The organism is Nocardioides sp. (assembly GCF_036503465.1).
In the GTDB taxonomy this organism is placed as follows: domain Bacteria; phylum Actinomycetota; class Actinomycetes; order Propionibacteriales; family Nocardioidaceae; genus Nocardioides.
On the sequence record NZ_DASXWU010000104.1, the window covers coordinates 98,310 to 125,045 of the forward strand.

Annotated in this window: 24 protein-coding genes, 1 tRNA gene, 1 other RNA gene, 1 pseudogene and 1 riboswitch; of the genes and pseudogenes, 11 read left to right on the top strand and 16 right to left on the bottom strand. The window is 70.9% G+C overall.

Annotated elements, in window-relative coordinates:
* The first annotated feature begins 112 nt into the window (after positions 1-112).
* Both VGK78_RS20140 and rnpB read left to right on the top strand, forming a co-directional pair.
* Positions 113-2,395, top strand: a complete 2,283-nt coding sequence (locus VGK78_RS20140; protein WP_331529536.1) for a M4 family metallopeptidase — start codon at positions 113-115, stop codon at positions 2,393-2,395.
* 129 nt (positions 2,396-2,524) lie between these two features.
* An RNA gene (rnpB, locus tag VGK78_RS20145) (RNase P RNA component class A) lies at positions 2,525-2,912 on the top strand.
* Between the two features lie 49 nt (positions 2,913-2,961).
* Here rnpB and VGK78_RS20150 read toward each other — a convergent pair.
* The 3 genes from VGK78_RS20150 to crcB (VGK78_RS20160) are packed head-to-tail and all read right to left on the bottom strand — an operon-like array spanning position 2,962 to position 4,798.
* Positions 2,962-4,071, bottom strand: a complete 1,110-nt coding sequence (locus VGK78_RS20150) for a DUF190 domain-containing protein (RefSeq protein WP_331529537.1) — start codon at positions 4,069-4,071, stop codon at positions 2,962-2,964.
* Positions 4,038-4,406 carry a fluoride efflux transporter CrcB gene (crcB, locus tag VGK78_RS20155; RefSeq protein ID WP_331529538.1) on the bottom strand — a complete coding sequence of 123 codons (369 nt, stop codon included), beginning with the start codon at positions 4,404-4,406 and terminating at the stop codon, positions 4,038-4,040. The genes VGK78_RS20150 and crcB (VGK78_RS20155) overlap by 34 nt, the downstream gene beginning before the upstream one ends.
* A complete protein-coding gene (crcB, locus tag VGK78_RS20160) occupies positions 4,403-4,798 on the bottom strand; it encodes a fluoride efflux transporter CrcB (protein WP_331529539.1) in 396 nt (131 codons plus the stop codon). The genes crcB (VGK78_RS20155) and crcB (VGK78_RS20160) overlap by 4 nt, the downstream gene beginning before the upstream one ends.
* A 61-nt stretch (positions 4,799-4,859) precedes the next feature.
* Positions 4,860-4,932, bottom strand: a riboswitch (Fluoride riboswitch).
* 125 nt (positions 4,933-5,057) lie between these two features.
* Between crcB (VGK78_RS20160) and VGK78_RS20165 the strand changes: the two genes are divergently transcribed.
* Positions 5,058-5,633 carry a GNAT family protein gene (locus VGK78_RS20165; RefSeq protein ID WP_331529540.1) on the top strand — a complete coding sequence of 192 codons (576 nt, stop codon included), beginning with the start codon at positions 5,058-5,060 and terminating at the stop codon, positions 5,631-5,633.
* Here VGK78_RS20165 and VGK78_RS20170 read toward each other — a convergent pair.
* On the bottom strand, positions 5,614-6,186 hold the full coding sequence (locus VGK78_RS20170) for a cupin domain-containing protein (protein WP_331529542.1): 573 nt from the start codon (positions 6,184-6,186) through the stop codon (positions 5,614-5,616). The genes VGK78_RS20165 and VGK78_RS20170 overlap by 20 nt on opposite strands.
* A gap of 111 nt (positions 6,187-6,297) precedes the next feature.
* Here VGK78_RS20170 and VGK78_RS20175 point away from each other — a divergent pair, with 111 nt between their 5' ends.
* Genes VGK78_RS20175 through codA form a run of 4 tightly spaced genes read left to right on the top strand, consistent with a single transcriptional unit; the run spans position 6,298 to position 10,899 of the window.
* Complete coding sequence (locus VGK78_RS20175; protein WP_331529543.1) at positions 6,298-7,725, top strand: cytosine permease; 1,428 nt, start codon at positions 6,298-6,300, stop codon at positions 7,723-7,725.
* Positions 7,725-8,630, top strand: a complete 906-nt coding sequence (locus VGK78_RS20180) for a polysaccharide deacetylase (RefSeq protein WP_331529544.1) — start codon at positions 7,725-7,727, stop codon at positions 8,628-8,630. The genes VGK78_RS20175 and VGK78_RS20180 overlap by 1 nt, the downstream gene beginning before the upstream one ends.
* Positions 8,627-9,601, top strand: coding sequence for an agmatinase (gene speB, locus VGK78_RS20185; RefSeq protein WP_331529545.1), 975 nt, complete (start codon positions 8,627-8,629; stop codon positions 9,599-9,601). The genes VGK78_RS20180 and speB overlap by 4 nt, the downstream gene beginning before the upstream one ends.
* The gene (gene codA / locus VGK78_RS20190) at positions 9,598-10,899 is read left to right on the top strand and encodes a cytosine deaminase (RefSeq protein WP_331529546.1); all 1,302 of its coding nucleotides are present in this window, start codon (positions 9,598-9,600) and stop codon (positions 10,897-10,899) included. Before speB ends, codA begins: the two co-directional genes overlap by 4 nt.
* A gap of 234 nt (positions 10,900-11,133) precedes the next feature.
* On the opposite strand, the gene VGK78_RS20195 is transcribed toward codA, so the two are convergent.
* Positions 11,134-12,579 carry an RNB domain-containing ribonuclease gene (locus tag VGK78_RS20195; protein ID WP_331529547.1) on the bottom strand — a complete coding sequence of 482 codons (1,446 nt, stop codon included), beginning with the start codon at positions 12,577-12,579 and terminating at the stop codon, positions 11,134-11,136.
* A gap of 42 nt (positions 12,580-12,621) precedes the next feature.
* Here VGK78_RS20195 and VGK78_RS20200 point away from each other — a divergent pair, with 42 nt between their 5' ends.
* A complete protein-coding gene (locus tag VGK78_RS20200; RefSeq protein WP_331529548.1) occupies positions 12,622-13,392 on the top strand; it encodes a peroxide stress protein YaaA in 771 nt (256 codons plus the stop codon).
* Here the strand turns inward: VGK78_RS20200 and VGK78_RS20205 are convergent, their stop codons facing one another.
* Genes VGK78_RS20205 through VGK78_RS20220 form a run of 4 tightly spaced genes read right to left on the bottom strand, consistent with a single transcriptional unit; the run spans position 13,393 to position 18,024 of the window.
* Positions 13,393-14,571: a bifunctional RNase H/acid phosphatase gene (locus tag VGK78_RS20205; RefSeq protein ID WP_331529549.1), complete on the bottom strand. Its 1,179-nt coding sequence runs from the start codon at positions 14,569-14,571 to the stop codon at positions 13,393-13,395.
* Positions 14,572-14,574: 3 nt separating this feature from the next.
* The gene (locus VGK78_RS20210; RefSeq protein ID WP_331529550.1) at positions 14,575-15,318 is read right to left on the bottom strand and encodes a zinc ribbon domain-containing protein; all 744 of its coding nucleotides are present in this window, start codon (positions 15,316-15,318) and stop codon (positions 14,575-14,577) included.
* A 39-nt stretch (positions 15,319-15,357) separates the two neighbouring features.
* Positions 15,358-16,485 (bottom strand): Nif3-like dinuclear metal center hexameric protein, encoded by a 1,128-nt coding sequence (locus VGK78_RS20215; protein ID WP_331529551.1) that lies wholly within the window; start codon positions 16,483-16,485, stop codon positions 15,358-15,360.
* A 9-nt stretch (positions 16,486-16,494) separates the two neighbouring features.
* On the bottom strand, positions 16,495-18,024 hold the full coding sequence (locus tag VGK78_RS20220; RefSeq protein WP_331529552.1) for an AMP-binding protein: 1,530 nt from the start codon (positions 18,022-18,024) through the stop codon (positions 16,495-16,497).
* Between the two features lie 112 nt (positions 18,025-18,136).
* Here VGK78_RS20220 and VGK78_RS20225 point away from each other — a divergent pair, with 112 nt between their 5' ends.
* A complete protein-coding gene (locus VGK78_RS20225; protein ID WP_331529553.1) occupies positions 18,137-19,003 on the top strand; it encodes a ZIP family metal transporter in 867 nt (288 codons plus the stop codon).
* 63 nt (positions 19,004-19,066) lie between these two features.
* Entirely contained in the window at positions 19,067-20,299 is a 1,233-nt protein-coding gene (locus tag VGK78_RS20230; protein ID WP_331529554.1) for an MFS transporter, read from the top strand.
* 22 nt (positions 20,300-20,321) lie between these two features.
* On the opposite strand, the gene VGK78_RS20235 is transcribed toward VGK78_RS20230, so the two are convergent.
* The 7 genes from VGK78_RS20235 to VGK78_RS20265 form a co-directional block, all read right to left on the bottom strand.
* On the bottom strand, positions 20,322-20,678 hold the full coding sequence (locus tag VGK78_RS20235; protein WP_331529562.1) for a DoxX family protein: 357 nt from the start codon (positions 20,676-20,678) through the stop codon (positions 20,322-20,324).
* Between the two features lie 66 nt (positions 20,679-20,744).
* Positions 20,745-21,641: an RNA polymerase sigma factor SigJ gene (gene sigJ / locus VGK78_RS20240; RefSeq protein WP_331529556.1), complete on the bottom strand. Its 897-nt coding sequence runs from the start codon at positions 21,639-21,641 to the stop codon at positions 20,745-20,747.
* Between the two features lie 97 nt (positions 21,642-21,738).
* Positions 21,739-21,811 (bottom strand) — tRNA-Val (locus VGK78_RS20245).
* 78 nt (positions 21,812-21,889) lie between these two features.
* The gene (locus VGK78_RS20250; protein WP_331529558.1) at positions 21,890-22,426 is read right to left on the bottom strand and encodes a gluconokinase; all 537 of its coding nucleotides are present in this window, start codon (positions 22,424-22,426) and stop codon (positions 21,890-21,892) included.
* A 182-nt stretch (positions 22,427-22,608) separates the two neighbouring features.
* Positions 22,609-23,103 (bottom strand): peroxiredoxin, encoded by a 495-nt coding sequence (locus VGK78_RS20255; protein ID WP_331529559.1) that lies wholly within the window; start codon positions 23,101-23,103, stop codon positions 22,609-22,611.
* Entirely contained in the window at positions 23,081-24,757 is a 1,677-nt protein-coding gene (locus tag VGK78_RS20260; RefSeq protein ID WP_331529560.1) for an AMP-binding protein, read from the bottom strand. The genes VGK78_RS20255 and VGK78_RS20260 overlap by 23 nt, the downstream gene beginning before the upstream one ends.
* Positions 24,754-25,194, bottom strand: a complete 441-nt coding sequence (locus VGK78_RS20265; RefSeq protein ID WP_331529561.1) for a DUF3052 domain-containing protein — start codon at positions 25,192-25,194, stop codon at positions 24,754-24,756. The genes VGK78_RS20260 and VGK78_RS20265 overlap by 4 nt, the downstream gene beginning before the upstream one ends.
* Before the next feature lie 250 nt (positions 25,195-25,444).
* Between VGK78_RS20265 and VGK78_RS20270 the strand changes: the two are divergent.
* Positions 25,445-26,736 (top strand): annotated as a pseudogene (locus tag VGK78_RS20270) (pyruvate dehydrogenase (acetyl-transferring), homodimeric type); the annotation flags it as partial.

The following is a 26,736-nucleotide window of genomic DNA, read 5'->3' on the forward strand; positions in this document are numbered from 1 at the left end:
CTCGCCCCCGGGGTGGTCGCGGCCCGGCCGCAACCCGGTCGGACCGTCAGCGACGGACGCGCCCCGAGCGGACCGTCCGGAAGGGCCTCCCGGCCCGGATCCAGGAGAAAGCATGAGCAGGAGACATCTCGGCGGCCTCGCTGCCGCCGCGCTGGTGGGGGCGGCGCTCGCCGCCACGCCCCACGGCGCGGATGCTGCCGCCCCGACGCACGGGCAGAGCGCCCGGACGCTGGCGGCCCAGTCGGCCCAACGGTTGGTGGCCAGCAAGCCGCCGGCCCTCAAGGTGAGTGCCCACGACGCGTTCCAGGCCGACCCGGTCGTGTCCTCGCACGGCATCCAGTACGCGCCCTACGAGCGCACCTACCGCGGCCTCCCGGTCGTGGGTGGCGACTTCGTGGTCGTCACCGACTCCCACGGCCAGATCCTCGGCACCTCGGTGGCACAGACCCACAAGGTCGCCCTCCACTCGATCGACCCGACCGTGGCCAGGGCGACCGCGGTGCGGACCGCGCGACACCAGGTCCCGAACGTCACCGACAGCACGCGCGCCCACCTGGTGGTGTGGCAGCACGGAGCCACCTCACGGCTGGGCTGGGAGACCCGGGTCACCGGGCACCAAGGAGTCATGCCCTCGATCAAGGACGTCGTCGTGGACGCCCGCTCGGGCAAGGTCCTGCAGGCCCGCGAGCGGGTCGCCGACGGCACCGGCACCGCGGCGTACGACGGTCCGAACCCGGTCACGATCCCGACCAGCGGGTCCGGCTCGAGCTTCTCGATGGTCGACCCGAACCACATGACCATCAAGTGCCAGGACGCGGCCAACAACCAGACGTTCACCGGCACCGACGACGTGTGGGGCAACGGCTCGGCGACGAACAAGGAGACCGGCTGCGTCGACGCGATGTTCGTCGAGAACACCGAGAACCACATGCTGTCGGCGTGGGACGGCCGGAACAGCTTCGACGGCAACGGCGGCGGCTGGCCGATCCGGATCGGCCTGAACGACGAGAACGCCTACTACGACGGCACCCAGGTGCAGATCGGGCACAACACCCAGGGCGCCTGGATCCCGGTGCTCGACGTGCTCGGACACGAGCAGGGTCACGGCGTGGACGACCACACCCCCGGCGGCATCTCGGGCAACGGCACCCAGGAGTTCGTGGCGGACACGTTCGGCGCGGCGACCGAGTGGTACGCCAACGAGCCGTCGTCGTATGACCCGCCGGACTTCACCGTCGGCGAGGAGGTCAACCTGGTCGGCTCCGGCCCGATCCGCTACATGTACAACCCGTCGCTGGCGGGCGACGACAACTGCTACTCCTCGTCGATCCCCAACGAGGAGGTGCATGCGGCGGCCGGCCCGGGCAACCACTGGTTCTACCTGTTGGCCGAGGGCAGCAGCCCCACGAACGGTCAACCGAACAGCCCGACCTGCAACGGGTCGTCGGTCACCGGCGTCGGCATCCAGAAGGCCGAGCAGATCATGTACAACGCGATGCTGATGAAGACCAGCTCGTCGTCGTACCTGAAGTACCGCACCTGGACGCTGACCGCGGCCAAGAACCTCGACTCGACCTGCGCGCTGTTCAACGCGACGAAGGCCGCGTGGAACGCCGTGTCGGTGCCGGCGCAGTCCGGTGACCCGACCTGCTCCGGTGGTGGCGGCACGAACACCGTGACCGTCAACAACCCGGGCAACCGGACCGGCACGGTCGGCACCGCCGCGTCGCTGCAGATGACCGGCACCGACTCGCAGTCGGGTCAGACGCTGACGTGGTCGGCCACCGGGCTGCCCGCCGGTCTGTCGATCAGCTCCTCGACGGGTCTGATCAGCGGTACGCCGACCACCGCGGCGACGTACAACCCGACGGTCAAGGCCACCGACACGACCGGCGCCTTCGGGACCACGTCGTTCACGTGGACGATCAGCGGCGGTGGCGGCGGAGGGTGCTCCGGCCAGAAGCTGGCCAACCCCGGCTTCGAGTCGGGAGACACCGGCTGGTCGCACACGGCGAACGTCATCGACAACTCGACCTACGAGCCGGCTCGCACCGGCAGCTGGAAGGCCTGGCTGGACGGCTACGGAACGAGCCACACCGACACGCTGTCGCAGTCGGTGTCGATCCCGGCGGGCTGCGGTGCGACGCTGACGTTCTACCTGCACATCGACACCGACGACTACCCCAGCGGCGCGTACGACACGCTGAAGGTCCAGGTCAACGGGTCGACGAAGGCGACGTACAGCAACCAGAACGCGCAGTCGGGCTACCAGGGGCACTCCTTCAACCTGGGCGCCTACGCGGGTCAGACCGTGACGATCACGTTCACCGGCACCGAGGACTACTCCTACGCCACGAACTTCGTCATCGACGACACCTCGCTGAACCTCAGCTGATGCTCGGGCTCCTGCGCCTGAACACCGGCTGAACCGGCGCCTTCGGGCGTCCCACCCTGGAGCGCCGGGGCGACCGACCTCACCGGGTCGGCCCGGCGCTCCGCATTCCCCTACAATCGCGGACGCGGAGGGGTTGGTCGGGCGGCCGCGGCGTACGGCGTGCAGCGTCGGCGTCGAGGAAGGTCCGGGCTCCCCAGGGCAGGGCGGTGGGCAACACCCACCCGGAGCGATCCGCGGGACAGTGCCACAGAAAGCAGACCGCCCTCCACCGGTTCGGCCGCGGAGGGTAAGGGTGAAACGGTGGTGCAAGAGACCACCAGCGGCCCGGGCGACCGGGTCGGCTCGGCAAACCCCGCCCGGAGCAAGGTCGAACAGCGCACGTCCGAGGGCTGCCCGCCCGAGTGCGCGGGTGGACCGCACGAGGCCGCCGGCAACGGTGGCTCGAGATGGATGGCCGCCGAACGGAGCGCCGCAAGGACTCCGGGAACAGAACCCGGCCTACAGACCAGCCCCTCCGCCTCACGGCCACCGGCCCGCGGAAGCGCGATCCACGTGGGCTGTCCTGGCTAGAAGCGGTGTCGAGCCAGCCGCAGTCCTCCGCGACCTCCGTCGCCGGCCGGGAAGTACTGCATCGCCGGCACCATCTCGCAGGTGACCAGGCCGTGCTCGGTGGTCAGCTCGTCGATGACCTCGAACGAGGCGGCGATCCGCCTGGAGGAGTCCACGACGACGGTGACGACCGGAACGCGGCGCCCGATCTGGGTCAGTCGGTCGCCGTGGGCCGGATGGTCGCCATGGAAGCCCCACACACCACGTACCGAGGTCACCCCGGCCGCCTGGGTCTGCCGCAGCCGACGCGCCAGAGCCCGATGGACGGGTTCGCCCTCGTGAAGGTGGGACTCGGAGGTGTAGACCATGAGCTTCTGCCACAACGGCAGGCCGTCCTGGTCGACGTCCGGCAGGTTGTAAGGACCCTCCAGACGCTGGCCGTCGCGCTTGCACACGCGGACGCGTTCCACGGTCACCATCGGCCGGCGCAACAAAGGACCCAGCTCGGGGAGCACCCGGTCCATCCGTTCGCTGGGGCCGACCGCGAGCACCATCGAGGGGACATCGAGGTTGCGGTCCCAGAACCGAGCCCGTTGACGTTCCCCGTGGTACGTCCCGTCCACCCCTACCAGCACCGACGCGCCGGCGACGCCGCGCTGCTGCAGGAGATCGCACAAGGCCATGTGCGTGGGCATCCGGGCGGTGCGCTCACCGCGTCCGATGTAGATGGTCAGCTTGGTCTCCACGTGGTGCTCGGGGGTGGCGGGCGTCGGCGCGACGTCGCCTCGGATCACGCGCGCTCGTTCGACGGTGAGCATGCCGCGTGGCTGCAGCTCGGCGAGCCGTGGGAGAAGGACGTTCATCCGGGACGGGGTGTCGACGGCCACGGCCATCACCGACGGGTCCTCGGACATCGTCAGCGTCTGATCGGTGCGCAGATGGTGCCGCAGCCCGAACCCACCCGTGGCGCGCAGCAGGATGCTGCTGGACACGTCGTGCTCCTCGAAGGTGTCCAGCAGCAGCTCGGAGTAGAAGCGTCGACCCACTCGCAGTCGCTCACCGAAGTAGCTGGTGACCTTCAGGCAGTCGTCGATCACAGTCGGCCCCCGATCCACAGCCCGAGCCATCCGAGCACCACACCGAGCACGACGCTCAGGTAGAGGTTCTGGGCGGCTCGGGCGACCTGGCGCTCCTCGCCGAGCCGTTGGGTCTCGAACATCCACGTGCTGAACGTCGTGAAGGCACCCACCATGCCGGTCCCGACGACGAAGGCGACATCGTGCGAAAGCGCGGCGCCGTCGATGACGCCGAGGGCCAGGCTGCCGGCCAGGTTGACCGTCAGCGTGCCGACGGGCAGCGAGCTGGTCACGGCTCGGCTGACGGCACCGTCCAGGAGGAACCGCAGCACGGCACCGAACCCTGCGCCCAGAGCGAGCTCCACCCACACCAAGGTCGAGCTCACCATCGGACCGCCGCCCGCCGCACCACCGCCGTGGCCAGGTGCAGAGCAACGTAACCGGCGACGATGCTCGCCACCACGTAGCTGACCCCGATGACCCAAGCGCCGGACTGGAACAGGCGGACGACCTCGATCTGCATCGTGGAGAAGGTGCTCAGACCGCCGCAGATCCCGGTGCCCAGGAACGGCCGCTGGTAGTTCGACACGGGAAGCCGCTCGAGCAGGCGCGTCGAGAAGTAGCCCAGCAGGAACGCCGCCACGACGTTCACCAGGAACGTCCCCCACGGCCACTGGTGCGCAGCTGTGGCCACATGAAGTCCGACCCAGGCGCGCGCAACCGACCCGACCGCCCCGCCCACGAAGATCGCTCCCAACTCCCGAAGATCGCCGGTCATCGGCGGCCGCTCCCGTGACCCTGGGGACGCGGATCTGGCACGGCGGCAACCTCCTGCGTGGAATCAAGCAGGAGCCATCAGCCGTTCGGCGGTTCGCCACAGCGTGGCCGGCGGGATCCATCGCCGTCAGGCCGACGTGCCCCGGCTGCCTGACTCAGCTGCAGGCGACGGCGGCACGCATCGATACCGCATCATAGAAGGAGGCGATGCAGCTCGCCCGGTGAGACCCGAACTGCGGCGGTCAGGAACCATGGCACCCATGTCCCTGCCCACCCCCACACTGCACACCGAACGCCTGAGGCTGCGTCCGTTCACCGACGCGGACGCGGACGCCCTCTACGCGCTGCACAGCAATGCCGACGTGCTGCGCTACTGGGACTCGCCGCCGTGGAGCGAACCTGCGCGCGCGCAGCGATTCCTCGCGGCGTGCCGGCAGATGGCGGACGAAGGCACCGGGGCGCGGCTGGCGATGGATCGGATCTCTGACGGGGCGTTCGTCGGGTGGTGCGTCCTGAGCCGGTGGAACCCGGACTACCGCAGCGCCGCCTTGGGCTACTGCCTCACCGAGGCGGCCTGGGGTCAGGGCTACGCGACCGAGGCCGCGCACGCGCTGCTCATGTGGGCTTTCGACACGCTGGACCTGAATCGGGTCCAGGCCGAGACCGACACGCGCAACGTGGCATCCGCCCGGGTCCTGGAGAAGCTCGGATTCGTGCGGGAAGGGACGTTGCGGGAGGACTGCGTCGTGAACGGCGACGTGTCCGACTCGTGGGTCTACGGACTGCTCCGGAGGGAGTGGCGGACGCTCCTCCGCGTCAGTAGCTCGCCGGCGTGATCACCCACAGCACGCGCGACCGAGCGTCCGAGGGGTTGCGCCAGCGGTGGGGGGTTCGGCAGTCGAAGGTGGCCGAGTCGCCGCACTCGAGGTGGTGCCGGTCGTCGCCGAGCCAGAGGTCCAGCTCGCCGTCCAGCACCAGGACGCACTCCTCGTCGCCGGCGTGCGTGTGCAGGCGACCGCTGCTCCCCTGCCCTGGCTCGACCAGGGACTCGAGGATCTCCAGCCGGGTGGCCCAGCCCGGCGTCACCTGGGAGTCGAGGACGCCCCTGCTCCGCATCCGGTGCCGGCCGTCACGACGTACGACGTTCTCGTGTGGACCCGGCGGCTCCTGGAACAGGGTCGCCATCGTCTCCCCCATCGCCGCGACCAGGCGGGCGAGGGTCGCCACGGTGGGGCTGACCCGGCCGTTCTCGAGCCGGCTCAGGTACGCCGCGGAGACGCCGGCCAGGTCGGCGACCTGACGGGCCGACATCGCCTTCTGCTCCCGCAGCTGACGCAGCCGCGGCCCGACCTCGCCCTCCGAAGCCGGCAGCTCGGTCTCGACCGACATCTCCGTCCTCCCCGTGCGGCACGACCACAAGTTGATGCATGCGACAACATACCTTGACAGATGATGCAACGCAGGAATTGACTGCCCGTCAGCCGACCCTCCGGAGGAACCGTGTCGATCAACGCCGACGAGCTCGATGTCACCGAAGCCGCCGAACACACCCTGATCCCCATCCCGGAGAACGCTCGGACCTCCACCGTCGCCCACCAGTTCTGGATCTGGATGGGCGCCAACATCGCACCGATCAACTGGGTCCTCGGTGCGCTGGGCATCGCCCTTGGCCTCAGCCTGTGGCAGACGATCGGGGTGCTGGTCATCGGCAACCTGATCGGGATGGCGGTCTTCGGGTTCTTCGTGCTGATGGGCCAGCGGACGGCGGTCAGCCAGATGGTGCTGTCGCGCGCGGCGTTCGGACGCCGTGGCGCCTACCTGCCGGCCCTCATGCAGGGTCTGCTCGCCGTCGGCTGGTGCGCGATCAACACCTGGATCATCCTCGACCTGGTCATCGCGCTCTTCGGCAAGATCGGCATCCACGGAGGCGACGGCCTCAAGATCGGCGTGGCCATCGTGATCATGGCGATCCAGGTCTGGCTGGCCGCGATCGGCTTCCGCGCGATCGCCCGCTTCGAGCGCTGGACCGTCCCGATCACGATCGTCGTGCTGCTGGCGATGACGATCGTCGCCTGGACCAAGAACGACGTGGACTGGGGGTACGCCGGCGGCGGCCTGCACGGCAAGGCGCTGTGGAGCTCGCTGACCACCCTGATGACCGCGATCGGGATCGGCTGGGGCATCACCTGGTTCGCCTACGCGTCGGACTACTCACGCTTCGTCTCCCCGAGGGTGCCGCGGTCGAGGCTGTACGTCGGCAGCGTGCTCGGCCAGTTCATCCCGACCGTCTGGCTCGGCATCTTCGGGGCCACCCTCGCGACCGTGACCCAGGCGGTCGACCCCGGCCAGCTGGTGGTCGAGTCGTTCGGCGGCCTGGCGATCCCGGTGCTCCTGCTGGTCATCCACGGCCCGATCGCCACCAACGTCCTGAACATCTACTCCTGCGGCCTGTGCGCGCAGACCCTCGACTGGAACGTCGACCGCCGCAAGCTGTCCTACGGCGTGGGCATCCTCGCCACCCTGTTCACGATCTACCTGATCCGGAACGGCGACTTCGCCTCCAACCTGGACGGGTGGCTCGCCGGGCTGGTCACCTGGGTGGCGCCGTGGGGCGCGATCATGCTCGTGTACTTCTACGCCGTCGCCAAGCAGGAGATCGACGTCAACGCGCTCTTCGAGCCGCCCGGCTCGAGCCGCGTCCCCGACATCGTCTGGGAGGCGATCATCCCGTTCCTGATCGGCATCGTCGCCACCTGGATGTTCGAGTACGGCATCCCGAGCTACCTCCAGGGTCCGGTCGCGAAGAGCATGGGTGGCATCGACCTCTCGTGGCTCGCCGGTGCTGTCGTCGCGGGCGTCCTGTCGTACGTCGCGCTGTCGCGGCGTCCCGCTCCGGCGGCGCCGACCGTCGGCGCACAAAGCGCCTGATGGCGGCGGATCCGGGCTCCCACGACGCCACCACCCCCGCCGCGCCGGTGACCTGGCCCGGCGGGTACCAGGCAGCCGCGACCCTCGGCTTCGACATGGACGCCGAGGACGTCGCGCTCACCGTCGACCCGGAGAGCCGGCACCGGCTGTCGGCGATGTCGCACCAGGCCTACGGCCCGCTGACCGGGGTCCCCCGGGTGCTCGACCTTCTGGAGCGGTACGAGGTGCGCGCGACGTTCTTCTGTCCTGGTTACACCGCCGAGCGCTACCCCGACCTGCTCCGCCGGGTGCGCGACGCGGGCCACGAGATCGCGCACCACGGATACCTCCACGAGGCCATCGCCGGGATGTCCCGTGACCAGGAGGCGGCCGTGCTCGACCGCGGCCTCGAGGCACTGGACCGCGTGGCCGGGGTCCGGCCCGTCGGGTACCGCGCGCCGATGTGGGAGACGACCTACGCGAGCGCGGAGCTGCTCCTCGACCGCGGCTTCGCCTACGACTCGAGCCTGATGGACTCCGACCTCCCCTACCAGCTGGCCGAGCGCCCCGGGGAGGGCGCCCGCAGCATCGTCGAGATCCCGGTTTCCTGGGCGCTCGACGACTGGGAGCAGTTCGCCTTCGTGCCCGAGCTGTTCGGCCCCGGCGTGATCGAGGACCCGGCCAAGTCGCTGGCCATGTGGACCGCCGAGCTGACCGAGGCCCACCGGCACGGCTCCTGCTTCACGCTCACCGTCCACCCGTTCCTGAGCGGTCGCCTCGGGCGGCTGCGCGCCCTCGAGACCCTGATCCAGACGATGCTGACGCTGCCCGGGCTCTGGCTGGCACCTGCCCGCGACCTCGCCGAGCACGTACGCTCGCTCGACCTCACCCCGCGCGTGTTCCCCCAGCCGGAGATACCTGCATGAGCACCCCTCTCGGACCCGTCGACGGCACCGTGGTGCCGCGGTACGCCGGTGCGTCGACGTTCGCGCGGCTGCCACGCGTGGACGAGGTGGACGTCTTCGACGTCGCCGTGATCGGCGCCCCGTTCGACGGCGGGGTCTCGTTCCGTCCGGGCGCCAGGTTCGGCCCCAGCTCGATCCGGCAGGCTTCGCGCCACCTGCGACCGGCGTACAACCCCGCGCAGGACGTCGCGCCGTACCAGGTGCTCCAGGCCGTGGACGCCGGCGACGTCCCGTGCAACCCCTTCGACATCGACGCCGCGCTGCAGCAGATCGACGACGGCGTGACCGAGCTGCTCGCCTCCGGCGCCAGGCCCGTGCTGCTCGGTGGCGACCACACGATCGCGCTCGGCGGACTGCGGGCCGTCGCCCGGACGCACGGACCCGTCGCGCTGATCCACTTCGACGCGCACCTCGACACCTGGAACAGCTACTTCGGCGCTGACCGCACCCACGGCACGGTGTTCCGCCGTGCTCACGAGGAGGGCCTGCTGATCCAGGACGCCGGCACGCACGTCGGCATCCGCGGCCCGTTGTACGACGCCCGGGACCTGACCGACGACGCACGGTTCGGCTTCGAGATCGTCCGGGCCGAGGACCTCGACCGGATCGGCCGCGACGAGGTCCTCGACCGGGTACGCCGCCGGGTCGGGGACGCTCCGGTCTACCTGTCGATCGACATCGACGTCCTCGACCCGGCGTTCGCGCCCGGGACCGGGACGCCGGAGATGGGCGGTCTCACCTCCCGCGAGCTGCTCGCCCTGGTCCGGGCGCTACCGCCCGAGCAGCTCGTCGCGGCCGATCTCGTCGAGGTCTCGCCGCCGTACGACCACGCCGAGATCACCTCGCTCGCCGCCGCCACCCTCGGCTACGAGATCACCTCGCTGATGGCCCGCGCCGACCGGGCGGCGCACACCCAAGGGGGCGAGCCGTGATCGAGCTGCTCGTCCGCGACGTCCGGGTGCGCGACGAGGCGACCGGAGAGCTCTCGGCCGTCGACCTCCACGTCGAGGGCGGCCGGATCGTTGCGATCGAGCCACACAGTGGCGCCGCAGTCGAGGCCGAGACGGTGCTCGACGGATCGGGCGCCTGGGCGACCCCGCCGTACGTCGAGCCCCACGTGCACCTCGACGCCGCCCTCACCGCCGGCCAGCCGCGCTGGAACCGGAGCGGGACGCTCTGGGAGGGCATCGCCTGCTGGGCGGAGCGCAAGCCGATGCTCACGCGGAACGACGTGATCGGCCGGGCCGAGCAGACGCTGCGCTGGTACGCCGCCAACGGCACCCTCCACGTGCGCAGCCACGTCGACGTCACCGACCCCTCCCTGGTCGCGCTCGACGCGCTGCTCGAGGTGCGTGACCGCGTCCGCGACGTGATCGAGCTACAGCTCGTCGCGTTCCCCCAGGAGGGCATCTGCTCGTTCCCGGACGGCGAGGAGCTGCTCGCCGAGGCGGCGCGACGTGGCGTCGACGTCATCGGTGCGATCCCGCACTTCGAGGACACCCGCGAGGACGGCGTGCGCTCCGTGGAGATCGCGGTGGACCTGGCCGAGCGGCACGGGCTGCGGGTCGACGCGCACTGCGACGAGATCGACGACGAGCAGTCGAGGTTCGTCGAGGTGCTGGCGACCCGCGCGGCCCGCTCGGGACTGCGCGAGCGCGTCACCGCCAGCCACACGACCGCGATGGGCTCCTACAACTCGGCGTACAGCTACAAGCTGCACCGCATCCTCACCCGCTCCGGCATCAACGTCGTCTGCAACCCGATGGTCAGCCTGCACCTGCAGGGCAGGTTCGACGACTACCCCAAGCGGCGCGGGCTCACCCAGGTCAAGGAGCTCCTCGCCGCCGGCGTCAACGTCGCCTTCGGGCACGACGACGTGATGGACCCGTGGTACCCCCTCGGCACGGCCAACCCGCTCCAGGTCGCGCACGTCGGCACCCACGCCACCCAGCTGCTCTCGCGCGACGAGATCGAGGAGACCTTCCGGATGGTCACGTCGCGCGCCGCCGCGGTGCTCGGGCTGGGCGAGGAGTACGGCGTCCACGTCGGCGGGCCGGCGAGCTTCATCCTGCTGCCGGCCTCCGACGGCTACGACGCGGTGCGCCGCCAGGTGCGGCCCACCCACGTCGTCTCGCATGGACGCGTCGTGGCGACCACACCGCCCAGCGTGACCACGCTGAGATGGCCCGGGGAGGAACCGTCGGAGGTCGGCTTCAGACCATCTGAGTGACACGCCTGAGGTGAGACCAGACCGCCCCACCCGCTGCGACAGGCGCGCGGAGTGGGGCGGTCGTCAGAAGGGCCGAGGCGATGGGGGGTGTGCCTCGGACCCGTCGTCGAAGGCGCCCGGAATTCCGGCGGGGGGGATTTGCCGGCCGGGGAACCGCTCGACGAAGTCTCAAGAGAAGGTTAAGCGGTTTGCCCGTCGAAGGTGAAATCTTCGAACAAATTTTCCTCGCCCGGTTCAAGCGAGCTCGAACACCACCGACCGGGAGGCCACGTCGGCCTGGGCGAGCCGGACCTCGGCATCCGTTCCGAGCGGCAGGGCGCTCGACGAGGTCACCCGCGCCTCGACGGCGGGGTCCTGGATGGTCACCTTGCCGCGGGTGGCGTCCTTCTCGTCGACCTCGGTGACGACCCCTTCGAACGTCTCCCCCACGTGCCGGTGCAGGACGCCGGCCTCGACCAGGTTGAGGACAGCGGCTTCGTACTGAGCGGCGCGACGACCGCCGTCCTTCATGACGTCGGGGATCTCGGCCAGCTTGGCGAGGACCCACGGCGGGACGTCGGTGCCGGCGCAGAGGGCCACGCAGATCTCGCCGGCGTACCGGTCACCGAGGCGCCGTAGCGGGGCTGTCACGTGCGCGTACTCCGAGGCCAGCGCGGCGTGGATCGGCTCCGCGGGCATCTCGCCGTCGAAGGCGACGTACCCGCTGCCCCGCAGCAGCCGGGCGCAGGCGGTGATCATCGCGGCCTCGGCCGGCTTGCGGGAGTCGAGACCACGGATGAAGTCGGGGTACAGCTGCTCGGCCGGCCAGTCGATGTGCAACGCCCGAGCGACGCGATGGAGCCGTTGCAGGTCGTGGGGGTGCGGCGGCGGCAACGTGCGCAGGAGCCCGACCCGCGCGTAGACCATCAGCGAGGCCGCCGCGAAGCCGGTGAGCATCGAGATCTGGGCGTTCCAGGTCTCGGCCGGGATCATCGAACGGAACTCGAGCGACCACTGGTCGCCGGTCACCTCGACCTCCTGCTCGGGCAGCGGCAGCGAGATGCCGCCGCGCGCCGCCTCGCGCTGGAGCCGGCGCTCGCCGACCTCGCGGAGCAGGCGCAGCACCTCGTCGGCGGTGCCGTCGTCGATCGCCTGCTGGACCCCGGCGTAGTCCAGCTTGGCCCGCGACCGCACCCGGGCACGCTCGACGTGGACGCCGGTGCCCTCCCCCGTCTCGTCGACGTGGATCGTCCAGAGCAGGGCCGGGCGCACCTGGTCGGGGAGCAAGGACGCCGCGCCCTCGGAGAGCGACGTCGGGTGGAGCGGGATCTTCGAGTCCGCACCGTAGAGGGTCTCGCCGCGCTCGTGCGCGGCGACGTCCACCGGGTCGCCCGGCTGGACGAAGGCCGCGACGTCGGCGATCGCGTAGTGCACGACGTAGCCCGAGCCCTCACGCTCGATGTGAAGAGCCTGGTCGAGGTCCATCGAGGACGGCGGGTCGATGGTCACGAACGGGATGTCCGTGCGGTCGAGCTGCGGCAGGCGGGGCGCCGCGGCGGCGCGACTCGCGGCCTCCTCGACCTCCGGCGCGAACTGGGGCGTGACCTGGAGCTCTGACTGGATCTTGGCAACGCCGTCACGGAGCGATCGGGCCGCCACCTCGTCTCGGGCGTGGACCCGCACCACTCGGCTCGAGGACATGCCCCCACCCTAGTGATGCCGCGGCTTGGCTAGCCTCGCCGCGTGCTGATCCTGCTGCCACCCAGCGAGGGCAAGGCCCAGCCGCGGCGCGGGAAGCCGCTCGACCTCGAGGCCGGACCGCTGGCGGCCGCGCGAGGTGAGGTCGTCGACGCGCTCGTGGCGCTGTGTCGTGGCCCCGAGCCGGAGGCCCTCAGGGTGCTCGGCCTCAGCGACGGCCAGGTCGACGACGTGTGCCGCAACGCCGGGCTGCGCGACCTGCCGACGGCCGCGGCCGAACGGGTGTACACCGGCGTGCTCTACGACGCGCTGGAACTCACCACGCTCGGCGCATCCGCGCACCGGCGAGCGCTCTCGCGGATCGCGATCGTGTCGTCGCTGTACGGGCTCGTCCGTCCGGGTGAGCGGATCGCGCCGTACCGGCTCGCCGGTGGCGTCAGCCTGCCCGGGCTCGGCGGCGTGGCCGCCCACTGGCGCCGCCACCTCGACCCGGTCGTCCGGGAGCAGGCCGGTCGCGGTCTGGTCGTCGACCTGCGTTCGTCGACGTACGCCGCGTTCTGGCGGCCGGCGCCCGACCTGGCGGACCGGGTGGTCACGGTGCGGGTGCTGCACGAGGTGCACGGGAGACGCCAGGTCGTGAGCCACTTCAACAAGGCGACCAAGGGGCGGTTGGTGCGCGCGGTGCTGGAGGACGGTCGCGACCCGCGGACTCCGTCCGCGTTCACCGACCTCGTGGTCGAGCTCGGCTGGCAGGTGGAGGCAGGACCGGCGACGCGGGGTGGAACCCAGCTCGACGTCGTGGTCAGCGAGCTCTGATCACCAGCGCTGCGGGTCCAGCATCTGCCCCGCCCCGGGCGGCTGGGCGTTGTAGAGGCGCATCGAGCCCCGGATGCCGTCGCTGCCGGGATCACCGAAGAACGAGACCACGCTGACCGAGGCGGTGGACAGCTCCATCCGGAACAGCGACGAGAGGGGCGCGTCGACGGCGCTGGCGACGATCACCTTGATCGGGGTCACGTGGCCGACCACGACGACGGTCTTGCCGGCGTGGCCCTCGAGGATGCGCGAGAGTGCGTCGAGGACGCGTTTCTCGACCTCGCGGAACGACTCGCCGCCGTCCGGCGCGGCGTCCAGCGAGCCGAGCCAGGCCTCGATCTCGTCGGGGCGCTGGTCGCGCACCTCGGCGAACGTCATCCCGTCCCAGGTGCCGAACTCCATCTCCGCGAAGCCCGGCTCCTCGACGAGGCCGACCCCGAGGTGCTCGGCCAGGATCTCCGCGGACTCGCGGGTGCGGCGTACCGGCGAGGTGACGACCACGTCCACCGCCTCGCCGATCGGGGACAGCCAGTCCGCGACCTCGCGCACCTGCGCGCGGCCCTCGTCGGTGAGGCCGGGGTTGCTGCTGCCGAGCCCTCCGGAGAACCGCTTCTCCGCGGTCAGCGCGGTCGCGCCGTGCCGGACCAGGACCAGCGTCGTGACCGGACCGCCGGGCGGCGACCAGCCGCGGTAGGCGGGGCTTTCGGCCACCTCGACCGCGGAGTCGGCCTCGTCGCCGGAGTGCCGGGTGACGCCGGACCGGATCCCGTCGAGAGCCTCGTTGGCGAGCCGGTCGGCATGCTTGTTCTGCTCGCGCGGCACCCAGGTGTACGTCGTGGCGCCCCGTCGACGCGTCGCGAGGCGGTTGGCCTCCATCGCCAGCGGTCGCATGTCGGGGTGCTTGATCTTCCAGTTGCCGCTCATCTGCTCGACGACGAGCTTGGAGTCCATCCGGACCTCGATGTCGGCGTCCGGCGCGACCTCGGCGGCCATCGTCAGCCCGGCGATCAGACCGCGGTACTCGGCGACGTTGTTGCTGGCGACGCCGATCGCGGTGCCGTCCTCGGCCAGGACCCGGCCGGTGTCGGCGTCCTTGACCAGCGCGCCGTACGCCGCTCGGCCGGGGTTGCCGCGGGAGCCGCCGTCCGCCTCGACGATGACGCGGCGGATCTCGGCCATCTGCTAGACGCCTGACTCGGCGGTGCGGACCAGGATGCGACTGCACTCCTCGCAGCGGATCACGTCGTCCTCCGCGGCTGCCCGGATCGTGGCCAGCTCGGCGTTGTCGAGGTCGAGCATGCAGCCGCCACACTGCCTCGCGCGCAGCAGCGCCGCCCCGACGCCGCCCTTGCTCTGACGCAGCCGGTCGTAGAGCGCGACCAGGTCGGCCGGGAGCTGCGCCGCCACCGGTCCCCGCTGCGCCTCGACCTCGCCCAACAAACGGTCGATCTCGGCCACCTTCGTGTCGCGGGCGCTGGTGACCTCGGCGATCCGGGTGTCGGTGTCGGCCAGCTCGCCGGAGAGCTTGTCGAGCGCCACCTGGGCCTCCTCGAGCCGCTCCATGACCTCGATCTCGTCGTCCTCCAGGGAGGTGATGCGGCGCTCCAGCGAGACCATCTCCTGCTGCATCCGCTGGATGTCCTTGGGGTTGCTGACCAGGCCCTGGTCGATCCGCTGCCGGTCGCGCTCGCGCCGCGCCTTGACCTGCTCGACGTCGCTGTCGACCTTGGCCTGCTCGCCGGTGAGGTCGTCCACGGCGATCCGGGCGTCCTGCGCCTGGCCCTCGATCCGGGCCCGACTCTCGGTGAGCTCGGTGAGCCGCGTGTGCTCGGGGAGGGACCGGCGCTGGTGGCGCAGCTGGTCGGCGCGTGAGTCCAGGTCCTGCAGGTCCAGCAGTCTCACCTGGGCGGACGGGTCGGCCTTCACGCAGTACTCCTCTGGACTCGGGTCACAGGGCTGATCGGATCACCGGCGGGCCCGCCACACGTCGGTGCAGATCGTGCTCACCCGGACCTCCACCGTATCGCCCAGGGCATCGGAGAGCCGGTCCGCCAGCTCGGGCAGCCAGGTCCACTCGGCGGCCCAGTGACTGACGTCGAGCAGGCCCGGTCCTCCCTGCTCGAGGAACTCCGCGGCCGGGTGGTGGCGCAGGTCGCTGGTCACGTAGACGTCCGCGCCGCTGGTCAGGGCCTCGGCCAGCAGGAAGTCACCCGCGCCGCTGCCCACGGCCACCCGGCGTACGACGCGGTCGGGATCGCCACCGACCAGCACTCCGCGCGCCGTGGGCGGCAGTGCCCGCGCGACGGTGTCGGCGTACTGCCCCAAGGTCGTCTCCTCGACGTCGCCGATGCGTCCGGCCCCTGTCGGGGCCGTGCCCGAGTCGGCGAGCTCGATGACGTCGAACGCGACCTCCTCGTAGGAGTGGGCTGCCAGCATCGCCCGCACCACGGCGGCACGGCGCGACCGCGGGAGCACGGCCTCGATCCGCACCTCGTCGAGCTGCTCGAGGTCGCCGACCGTGCCGATCACCGGATGGGCGCCCTCCAGCGGCCGGAATCGGCCCTCGCCGGAGACGGCCCATGAGCAGCTGTCGTAGTCGCCGATCCGGCCGGCGCCGGCCTCCGCGATCGCTTCTCGGATCGGGTCGGCGTCTGACGGTGGCGCGAAGACCACGAGCTTGTCGAGCGGCCGCCCGCTCGGCCGGACCGGCAGGACGTCGCGCAGCCCCAGCGCCCGAGCCATGGCGTCGTTCACGCCGGGGCTGGCCTGGTCGGCGTTGGTGTGGGCGGTGAGCAGGCCGCACCCGGCCCGGGTCAGGGTCGCCAGGGTCCGGCCCTTGGGCGTGGTCTCCGCGACGCCGTGGACGCCGCGGAGGAACAGCGGGTGGTGGGTGAGCAGCAGGTCGGCGTCCCACTCCGCCGCCTCCTGGGCGGTGGTCAGCACGGGGTCGAGGGAGAGCAGGATGCGACGTACCCCGGCTCGAGGATCTCCGGCGGCCAGCCCCACGGCGTCCCAGTCGTCGGCGGTCTCGGGCGGGTACCACCCGTGGACCAGGTCGACCACCTCACCCAGCGTCGGACCCAGCGTCGGCACACCCCGACCCTAGTTGACCTGCCGCTCGCGGCCCTCCCAGTACGGCGCGCGCAGCTTGAACTTCTGCAGCTTGCCGGTGGCGGTGCGCGCCAGGACCTCGCGGAACTCCACCGACGTCGGAGCCTTGTACCGGGCGACCCGGGCCTTCACGTAGTCGATCAGGTCCTGCTCCGACAGCTGAGAGCCGTCGGTCCGCACCACGAGCGCCTTGATGGTCTCGCCCCACTTCTCGTCGGGTACGCCGATCACTGCGACCTCGGCCACGTCCGGGTGGCTGAAGATGACGTCCTCGACCTCGATCGACGAGACGTTCTCGCCGCCGGTGATGATCACGTCCTTCTTCCGGTCCGCGATGACGAGGTAGCCGTCGTCGTCGATGAACCCGCCGTCGCCGGTGTGGAACCAGCCGTCGGCGAGCGCCCTGGCCGTCTCCTCCGGCTGCTGCCAGTACCCCTCGAGACAGACGTTGGAGCGGGCGAGCACCTCGCCCTCGCCGTCCACGCTCAAGGTCACGCCGACGGCGGGCTGTCCCGCGCGCACCAGCTTGTGCGCGCGCTGCTCGGGCTCCAGGTCGTCCCACTCGGACCGGGTGCGGTTCACCGTCAGCAGCGGCGAGGTCTCGGTCAGGCCGTAGATCTGCATGAACTCCCAGCCGAGCTCCGCCTCCACCCGGGCGACCGTCTTGGTGGGTGGTGGGGCGCCGGCGACGATGATCCGGGTCCGGTCGCGGCCGGGGATCTCGCCCTCCCAGGTCGGTGCCGCGTCGAGCACCGCCGCAACGACGGCGGGGGCCGCACACATCACCGTCACGCCGTACTTCTCGACCCGGCGCAGGATCTCGGTGCCGTCGACCTTGCGAAGAGCGACCTGCGGCACGCCGCAGCCGGCCATCGCGAACGGCATCCCCCAGCCGTTGGCGTGGAACATCGGCAGCGTGTGCAGGTAGACGTCGCGGTCGGTCACCCCGGCGTGGAGGGCGAACGTGACGGCGTTCGTCCAGATGTTGCGGTGGGTGATCTGCACGCCCTTCGGCCGGGCGGTGGTGCCCGACGTGTAGTTGATCGTGGCGGTGGCGTTCTCGTCCGGTTCCCAGGTCCGTGGCTCGGCCCCCTCGAGGAAGAGATCGTCGTCGTCGCCGAGGACGAACACGTGCTCGGCCTCGAGCCCCTTCAGGGCATCTCGCAGCTCGGGGTCGACGTACACCACGCGCGAGCCGGAGTGCTGGACGATGTACTGCACCTCGTCGAACGACAGCCGGAAGTTCACCGGCACCAGGATCCGGCCGTAGCCGCACACCCCGAAGAACGCCGTGTAGAGGCGCGCGCTGTTGTGGGAGACGAAGGCCACCCGGTCGCCGACGCCGAGCCCGAGCCGGTCGTGCTTCGCGGCCATGGCGGCGGCGAGCTCGCGGAGGCGGCGGTAGCTCAGGTCGCCGAGCGAGGACGCCGGCTGATCCGGCTCGTCCGCCAGGCCGATGCGATCGGAGTAGACCGCCGTCGCGCGGTCCAGGAAGTCGTTGACGCTGAACGGGACGATCATGCGCTGAATGTAGCCCCGTTCGGTCCACCGGCGGCCCCCTGGTTTGCCGACCCGGAGAGGCGGAGGTTAGCCTCACCTAAGTAGTGCTCAGTCTTCCCCAGGAAGGACCTCGATGGGCATCGGCAAGACCCTGCTGCTCGGCTTCATCGCCGGCGTCACCATCCTCCTCGGGATGCCGCTGGGCCGGATGCGACGACCGAGCGAGGCGCTCCGGGTCGCCCTGAACGCACTCGCGATCGGCGTCCTGGTGTTCCTGGTGTGGGACGTCCTCTCGGCGGCGTGGGAGCCGATCGACGAGCGACTGGCCGCGCACCACGAGTCCGGGGCGGGCCTCGGCTCGGCGGTCGGGTACGGTGTGCTGTTCCTGGTCGGGCTGAGCATCGGGCTCCTCGGCCTGCAGCAGTACGAGGCGTGGATGGGCCGCCGGGTACGCCGGGTCCGGCAGTCCACCGGCCCGGGCGCGATGGCGAGCGAGGAGCTCCACTCGAGGGGCATCGCGTCGTGGTCGCCGGGCCGGCAGCTGGCCCTGCTGATCGCGGTCGGGATCGGCCTGCACAACTTCGCCGAGGGCCTGGCGATCGGCCAGGCCGCAGCGAGCAGCGAGATCGCCCTGGCCACGCTGCTGGTCATCGGCTTCGCGCTCCACAACGCCACCGAGGGCTTCGGCATCGTGGCTCCCCTCGCCGCCGAGGCGGAGCAGCACGGTGCCTCACGGCCGAGCTGGGGTTTGCTCCTGCTGCTGGCCGCGATCGGTGGCGGGCCGACCTTCGTCGGCACCGCCGTGGGCCACTCGTTCACCAACGAGCCGGTGTCGGTGATCTTCCTGACACTGGCCGCCGGCTCGATCCTGTACGTCGTGATCCAGCTGCTAGCGATCGCCGGGCGCAGCGCCCGCCGTGATCTCATCTACGCCGGCGTCCTGGTCGGGCTGCTGGCCGGCTTCCTCACCGACGCGATCGTCACCGCCGCGGGCGTCTGATCCCGGCTGTACGGCCCCACGGTTCGGCGCATGCCGAACCGTGGGCCGGTTACGTTCGAGGGGATGGTCTCGGACACAGCGCACCGCCCCGGTGGAGTCGACACGACGTACCGCCGGCCCCTGCTGACGGTCTTCCTCGCCTGGCTCTGGCTGATGGCCGGGGCCAACCTCGCGGCTCCGCTCTACGCGGTCTACGCCGGGGAGTTCGGCTTCTCCGGGATCGTGCTGACCACCGTCTTCGCGACGTACGCCGTGACGCTGGTGGCGACGCTGCTCGTCGGCGGGCGCCTGGCCGACCGGTTCGGCCGCCGGCCGGTGATCCTGACCGGCCTGGTCGTGGCCGCGGTCGCGCTCGTGGTGTTCACCGTCGCGTCGGCGACCTGGTGGCTCTACACCGCCCGTGCCCTGCAGGGCATCGCCGTGGGGCTGGTCAGCGGACCGGCCACCGCGGCCCTCGTGGAGATCGACCCCCAGCGCGATCGGGCGCGGCCCGCGCTGCTGGCCGGACTCGCCCAGGCCGTGGGCAGCGGGCTCGGGCCGCTGCTCTGCGGCGCACTGGCCGAGTGGGCCCCGGCTCCGCTCCGCACCAGCTACCTGGTCGGCCTTGCCGGCACGGCGGTGGCCGGGGTGTTCGCGTGGGCGCTGCCGGAGCGGCACCGCGGCGAGGAGCCCTGGCGGGTGCAGTGGCCGCGGGTTCCGCACGCGATCCGTCGCGACTTCATCAGGCTCGGCCTGACCTCCGGGCTGGTCTGGGCCTCACTGGCGCTGTACCTCTCGGTGGTGCCGTCGTACGTCGCCGGGCTGCTCTCGACCGGCAACCTCGCCCTTCTCGGCGCCAACTCCGCGCTGGCCTGCTTCGCGTCCGCCGGCACCCAGATCTGGACCCAGCGCCGGGGCCGCCAGGGTCGGCAGCACGACCGTCGCAGGTGGCAGGCGCTGGGACTCTGCCTCCTGGCCGCGGGTCTCGTGCTGCTGGTGGTGTCGTCGCTGACCCAGTCCCTGGTCACGGTGCTGCTCGGCGCCGTCGTCACGGGCGTCGGTCACGGGCTCGGCTTCCTGCACGCGCAGGACGAGCTCAACGCCGTGGCTCCCGCGGAACGACGTGCCGAGGTGAGCGCGGCGTTCGTGTGCTGCATCTACGTGCTCGTCGGTGGCTCGGTGGTCGGCGTCGGGGTGCTGGAGGAGGTCCGGAGCCTCACTGGTGCCGTCGGCATCGTCGGTGGGCTGCTCACGCTCGGTGCCGTCCTGGTGGCTGCCTGGCAGGACGCGCCGTCGTGGGCGAGCCGGCTCCGCTGACCCGGCGCTCGCACCGCCACTGTCACCAGTGGCCGCGGTAGGCGAGGTTCGCGACAAGGGCGCCGGCGGCCAGGACCAGGAAGAAGATCGCACCTCCGACCCCGGTGTCCCGAGCCCGAACGTGCGCGCCGACGGCGCAGACGAAGTAGAGGAGAAGGCCGATCGCCGCGACCTGGCCGAGCAGCGGTACGGCGGTTCCGACCAGCAAGCCGATCGCGCCTGTGGCCAGGAGGACGCCGAAAGGGATCATCCAGCTCCGCGACAGCCGGACACGGTCGGCGACGACCTCGACGGACTCGGCGCCGGCGAAGTTCAAGACGGCGGCGTACCCGTCCGCGAGCGCAGCCATGACCGTGATCGAGAGATAGATGAGGTGCATGTCGGTCAAGACACGCTCGGCGCCGAGAACCTGACCCGACCGCGCGACGCTCAGTGGCCGTGCACGTCAGTCAGGCTCGTCGTCGTTCGTCCGCAGGCGAAGCCCGAGCGAGACGAGGCGATCGGGGTCGGCGAGGGCGTCGATCCGGGCGATTCTCCCGTCCACGACGGTGAAGGCCATCACCGAGTACACACGGCCACCGGGGGCGACCACGACGCCGGCGGCGCCGTTGACCACCGCGGGCCACACGTACGGATACAGCGCGGAGTACTCCGCGGTGTGCCCCGCCACGGCCCGCGCGCCGCGCAGCACCAGCGATGCGTCCGCGCGCCTCACGCCGCCGTCGATCCGCAGCTCGACGTCGGGGGCCAGCACCGCGATGAGCGCCTCGAAGTTGCCGTCCCGCGAGGCCGCGAAGAACGCCTCGACGACCTGACGCTGGCGACCCAGGTCATGGTCGGGCTCGGACGACGCCGACAGTCGCCGCCGAGCGCGGCTGGCCAGCTGTTGGGCCGCGGCCTCGGATCTCTCGAGGATCGCGGCGACGTCCACGAACGGCACGCCGAACACGTCGTGCAGCACGAACGCGACACGCTCGGCCGGGCTCAGCGTGTCCAGCACGACGAGCATGGCCAGCCCGACCGCGTCTCCGAGGACCACCGCCTGCTCGGGGTCGGCCTCGTCCACGAGCGTCACGACCGGGTCGGGGACGTGGAAGTCCGTGAGCACCTCGGGCCGGGCGCGACGCGAGCGCAGCCGGTTCAGACAGACCCTTCCCACCACGGTCGTCAGCCAGGCCTGCATGCTCCGGATGCTCGCTGGGTCCTCGTCCCGGATGCGGAGCCAGGCCTCCTGGAGTGCGTCCTCGGCTTCCGTCGTCGACCCGAGCATCCGGTAGGCGACGGACCGGAGATGTGGCCGGTGCCGCTCGAAGCGCTCGGTCAGCAGCTCGCGCTGGTTCACCGTGGGTCATCTCCTGTGGGTCGAGTAGAGCAACACCCGAACACCCACTGGGACACGCCGCGCACGGAAAACCTGACCGAGGGCGACGAAGCGTCGGTGGGCGCAAAGGGACTCGAACCCCTGACATCCTCCTTGTAAGGGAGGCGCTCTACCAGCTGAGCTATGCGCCCTCGACCGTGGCGACCAGGCGGCCGAGCGCGGCACAGACTACGTGAGGCGGCCAGGGGCGTCCCAATGGCGCACGTCGGTCACTCGTGGGATTCCTGCCGGTCGAGTCCGAGGCGCTGCAGGGCAGCCTCCAGCACCTCCTCCGGACGACCCTTCGCCGCCACGGTGACGCCCGGCTCGTCCGGCACGAGGGGCTCGAGCGTGGCCAGCTGGCTCGGCAGCAGCGAGGCCGGCATGTAGTGCCCCCGGCGCTGCTCGACCCGGTCGCGGATCAGCGCGGCGTCGGCGGTGACGTGGCAGAAGACCACCGCCGGGCGGTTCTCTCGCAGGAGGTCACGGTAGGCGCGACGCAGGGCCGAGCAGGTCAGGACCGCGCTCTCCCCTGCCGCGAGTCGCTCGTCCATCCAAGTCCCGATCGCGGCCAGCCACGGCCACCGGTCCTCGTCGGTGAGCGCCTCGCCGCGGGACATCTTCGCGACGTTCTCCGGAGGATGGAGCTCGTCGCCCTCCTGGAACTCCCAGCCCATGCGACGGGCGATCCCGGTCGCGAGCGTGGTCTTGCCGCTCCCGGAGACGCCCATGACGACGACGATGACGGGGGATGGCACGCGGGGCACGTACCCAGCATGACGAGAGCCACGCCGTGGCCGCGCCCTCGTACCTCGGGGCCCACTGCCTGGGCAAGAGTCGAGCCGCTGGCGTCTCGGGTCACCAGCGGCTCAACGAGAGGAACAGTACCGACAGGACCGGCCACTTCCAACATCCGCACGACCAATTGGTTGAAAATGATCCGGCTGGTCTAGGCCAGGTGATGCAGGTGAGCCAAGTGGTCCCCCAGGTCCCGTGCGTCGGGTAGCTCGTTGTGGACAGACCACCGGACGATCCCGTCCCGGTCGATCACGAACGACGACCTCCGGGCCACCCCCAGCTCACCGTCGAACACGCCGTACGACGACGCCACGTGGCCGTGCGGCCAGAAGTCGCTGAGCAGCGGGAAGTTGAGGCCGTCGGTGTCGGCGAACACCCGCAGCGAGTACGTCGGGTCCGTCGAGATCGCGAGCACCTCGGTGTCGAAGGTCAGGAACTCGTCCAGCCGGTCGCGGATCCCGGCCATCTCGCTCGTGCAGACGTTGGAGAACGCCCACGGGAAGAAGACCAGGGCCACGGCCTTGCGACCCACGAACGACGACAGGGTGACGTCCTGCCCGAACTGGTCGCGCAGGGTGAAGTCGGGCGCCGCGCTCCCCACGGCCGGTCCCGGCGCCGGCACGTCAGCCTCGTTCAGCGAGCTCACGCTTGAGAATCTTGCCAGTCGCGTTGCGGGGAAGCTCATCCAGGAACACGATCTCGCGCGGCACCTTGTACCGCGCCAGGTTCTCCTTCACCCAGGCCTTCAGGTCGTCCTCGCTCGGCCGCCCGCTCCCGCCGCCGTCCCCGACGACCACGAAGGCCCTGAGCCGGGTGCCGAACTGGTCGTCCTCGACACCGATCGCCGCCACCTCGAGCACAGCCTCGTGCCGGGAGAGGCAGTCCTCGACCTCCTGCGGGAAGACGTTCTCGCCCCCGGAGACGATCATCTCGTCGTCGCGGCCCTCCACGTAGAGCCGGCCGTCCTCGCCGTACCGGCCGACGTCGCCCGAGGACATCAGGCCGTCGACCAGCTCCTTGGACTCGCTGCCGCCGGTGTAGCCCTCGAAGAGCAGCCCGTTGCCGACGAAGATCCGCCCGGTCTCGCCTCGCGGCACCTCTCGACCGTGCTCGTCGAGGATCTTCACGACGGTCGCCCACGGCGGCCTGCCGGCGGACGTCGGCGCCTCCCGCAGGTCGCGCGGCGTGGCGATCGAGGCGTAGGCGACCTCGGTCGATCCGTAGATGTTGTAGAGGTTGTCGCCGAAGGCGTCCATCCAGGTCAGTGCGAGGTCGCCGGGCAGCGCGGAGCCCGAGGCGGCGGTCACCTTGAGCGTCGGCAGGGCGTAGCGGTCGAGCGTATCCCCGGGCAGCGCCAGGATGCGCTGGAGCATCACCGGGATCACCACCAGGGAGTCACAGCGTTCATCGGCGACGGCGTCCAGGCACTGCTCGGGGTCGAACCTCCGCCGCAGCACCATGGTCGAGCCGAGCAGCATCGACAGCGCGAGGTGGGCGAACCCCCAGGTGTGGAACAGCGGTGCCGCGATGTGGGTCCGCCAGCCGTAGCGCAGCGGCATCCGCGACAGCAGGGACACGGCGGCGCCGATGCCGGCCTCGCTGCGAGGCGCGCCCTTGGGAGTTCCGGTGGTTCCGGAGGTGAGGATCACGATGCGGGCATGGCGGTGCGCCGGGTCGATGTCGCTGTCGTCGTACGCCGGCATCAGCGACTCGATCGAGTCGACCCCCGACGGGACCGTCTCCTCCGCGTCGACCCAGGCCAGCAGCCGGGTGTCGACGTCGGCCTGCTCGAGCAGCTCGGTGAACTCCTGGTCGTGGATCACGACCCGGGGCCCCTCGCGGGCCAGGACGTCGACCAGCTGCGGTCCGGCGAACGCCGTGTTCAGCAGCAGGATGTCGGCGCCGCACTTCGTGCTCGCCACGAGCGCGTCCACGAAGCCGCGGTGGTTGCGGCACAGGACGGCGACGCTGTCGCCCTCGCGCACCCCTCGATCGGCGAGTGCCCGGGCCAGGGCGTTGGACCGTCGGTGCATCTCGCCGAAGGTGAGCGAGCCCAGCTCGTCGACCAGGCAGAGCCGGTCCGGGTCGCGAAGCGCCATCGCGGTGAAGCCGCCTGCCGGGCCCGTGCCCCAGTCCTTGAGCGCCCGGCCGATCCGCGCCAGCACCACCGGGGAGAGCGGCCGGAGGACGCCGCAGCCGCCGAGCACCCGGGCCGGCGTCCCCACCGTGCCGGCGAGACCCTGCGCCCGGTGCAGTGCCCGGCTGACCGCCGGAGGGGACCCGAGGGAGGAAGGCGTCACGCGGGCGTCTTCGGGGTGACCAGCCGGGTGGCGGTCCAGTCCTTGCTGACGGCCGCCGTGGTGGTCAGCGCCAGGCCCGCGATCGGCGCGGCCTCGGTGATGTCGGCCGGATCGACGGCGTTGGCCCGGCCGACCTTGGGGGTCAGCAGCCAGATCACGCCGCCGCCGACCAGGTCGGTGAGCGAGTCGACGAGACCGTCGACGAGGTCGCCGTCCTCGTCACGCCACCACAGGACGACGACGTCCACGACGTTGCCGTAGTCGCCGTCGACCATGTCGGAGTCGATCGTGTCCTCGATCGAGACCCGCAGGTCGTCGTCGGTGTCGGAGTCCCAGCCCAGCTCCTGGACGACCATCCCTTTGCTGAACCCGAGCCGTGCGGCCGGACCAGCAGGTGCGTCGGTCGGGGTGGAACCGCCACCAGCGGTCGGACTCAACGGACTCCTCCATGCCTGTTCGTGGCCGCCGGCCAGGCTGGCCGACGGCGTGGTGGGCAGTAGTCCACCCGACTCCGTGCCGCCGCGCAACCCAATCCGCGAAGCGGGACGGACGACGTCTACTCGTGGGTAGGGCGCTCGGATTTTCCGCCGGTGGCACGCGTGACACGATGAAGGTGTGAGTGAGACTTCTCCTGCGAACCCCACGGCCGGCCACGAGACGACGGTCGAGGCGTCCCAGACCCGCGCCGTGATCCACGAGGGTCTGCCGACCCAGCTCCCGGACATCGACCCCGAGGAGACCCAGGAGTGGCTCGACTCGTTCGACGACCTGACCGACGCCCAGGGTCGTGAGCGCGCGCGGTACATCATGCTGCGTCTGCTCGAGCGGGCCCGCGAGAAGCAGGTCGGTGTGCCGGCGTTGCGCAGCACCGACTTCATCAACACGATCACACCCGAGCGCGAGCCGTGGTTCCCCGGCGACGAGCAGATGGAGCGCCAGATCCGCCGGCTGATCCGCTGGAACGCCGCGGTGATGGTGTCGTCGGCCAACCGCAAGGGTCTCGAGGTGGGCGGCCACATCGCGACATACGCCTCGGCCGCCAGCCTCTACGAGGTCGGCTACAACCACTTCTTCCGCGGCAAGGAGCACCCGGGCGGCGGCGACCAGCTGTTCATCCAGGGCCATGCCTCCCCCGGCATCTACGCCCGGGCCTACCTGATGAAGCGACTCACCGCCGAGCAGCTGCACAACTTCCGTCAGGAGGTGCAGCACGGTCCGGGCGCCGGCCTGTCGTCGTACCCCCATCCCCGCCTGATGCCGGACTTCTGGGAGTTCCCGACGGTCTCGATGGGCCTGGCCGCGATCAACTCGATCTACCAGGCACGCTTCAACCGCTACCTGCACAACCGCGGCATCAAGGACACCAGCCAGCAGCACGTCTGGGCGTTCCTCGGCGACGGCGAGATGGGCGAGCCGGAGTCGCTCGGCGCGATCAGTGTCGCGGCCCGCGAGGAGCTCGACAACCTGACCTTCATCGTCAACTGCAACCTGCAGCGACTCGACGGACCGGTGCGCGGCAACGGCAAGATCATCCAGGAGCTGGAGTCCTACTTCCGCGGCGCCGGCTGGCACGTCATCAAGGTGATCTGGGGCCGCGAGTGGGACGAGCTGCTCGCGCAGGACGCCGACGGTGTGCTCGTCAACGTCATGAACACGACGCCCGACGGGCAGTTCCAGAAGTACTCGGTCAGCGACGGTGCGTTCATCCGCGACGACTTCTTCGGCCGCGACCCGCGGCTGCGCAAGATGGTGGAGCACCTCTCCGACGAGCAGCTCACCCGGCTCTCCCGCGGCGGCCACGACTACCGAAAGGTCTACGGCGCGTTCCGTGCGGCCCGCGACCACGTCGGGAAGCCGACGGTGATCCTCGCGCAGACCATCAAGGGCTGGACGCTCGGCAAGGACTTCGAGGCGCGCAACGCGACGCACCAGATGAAGAAGCTGACGAAGGCCGAGATCAAGACCTTCCGCGACCGGCT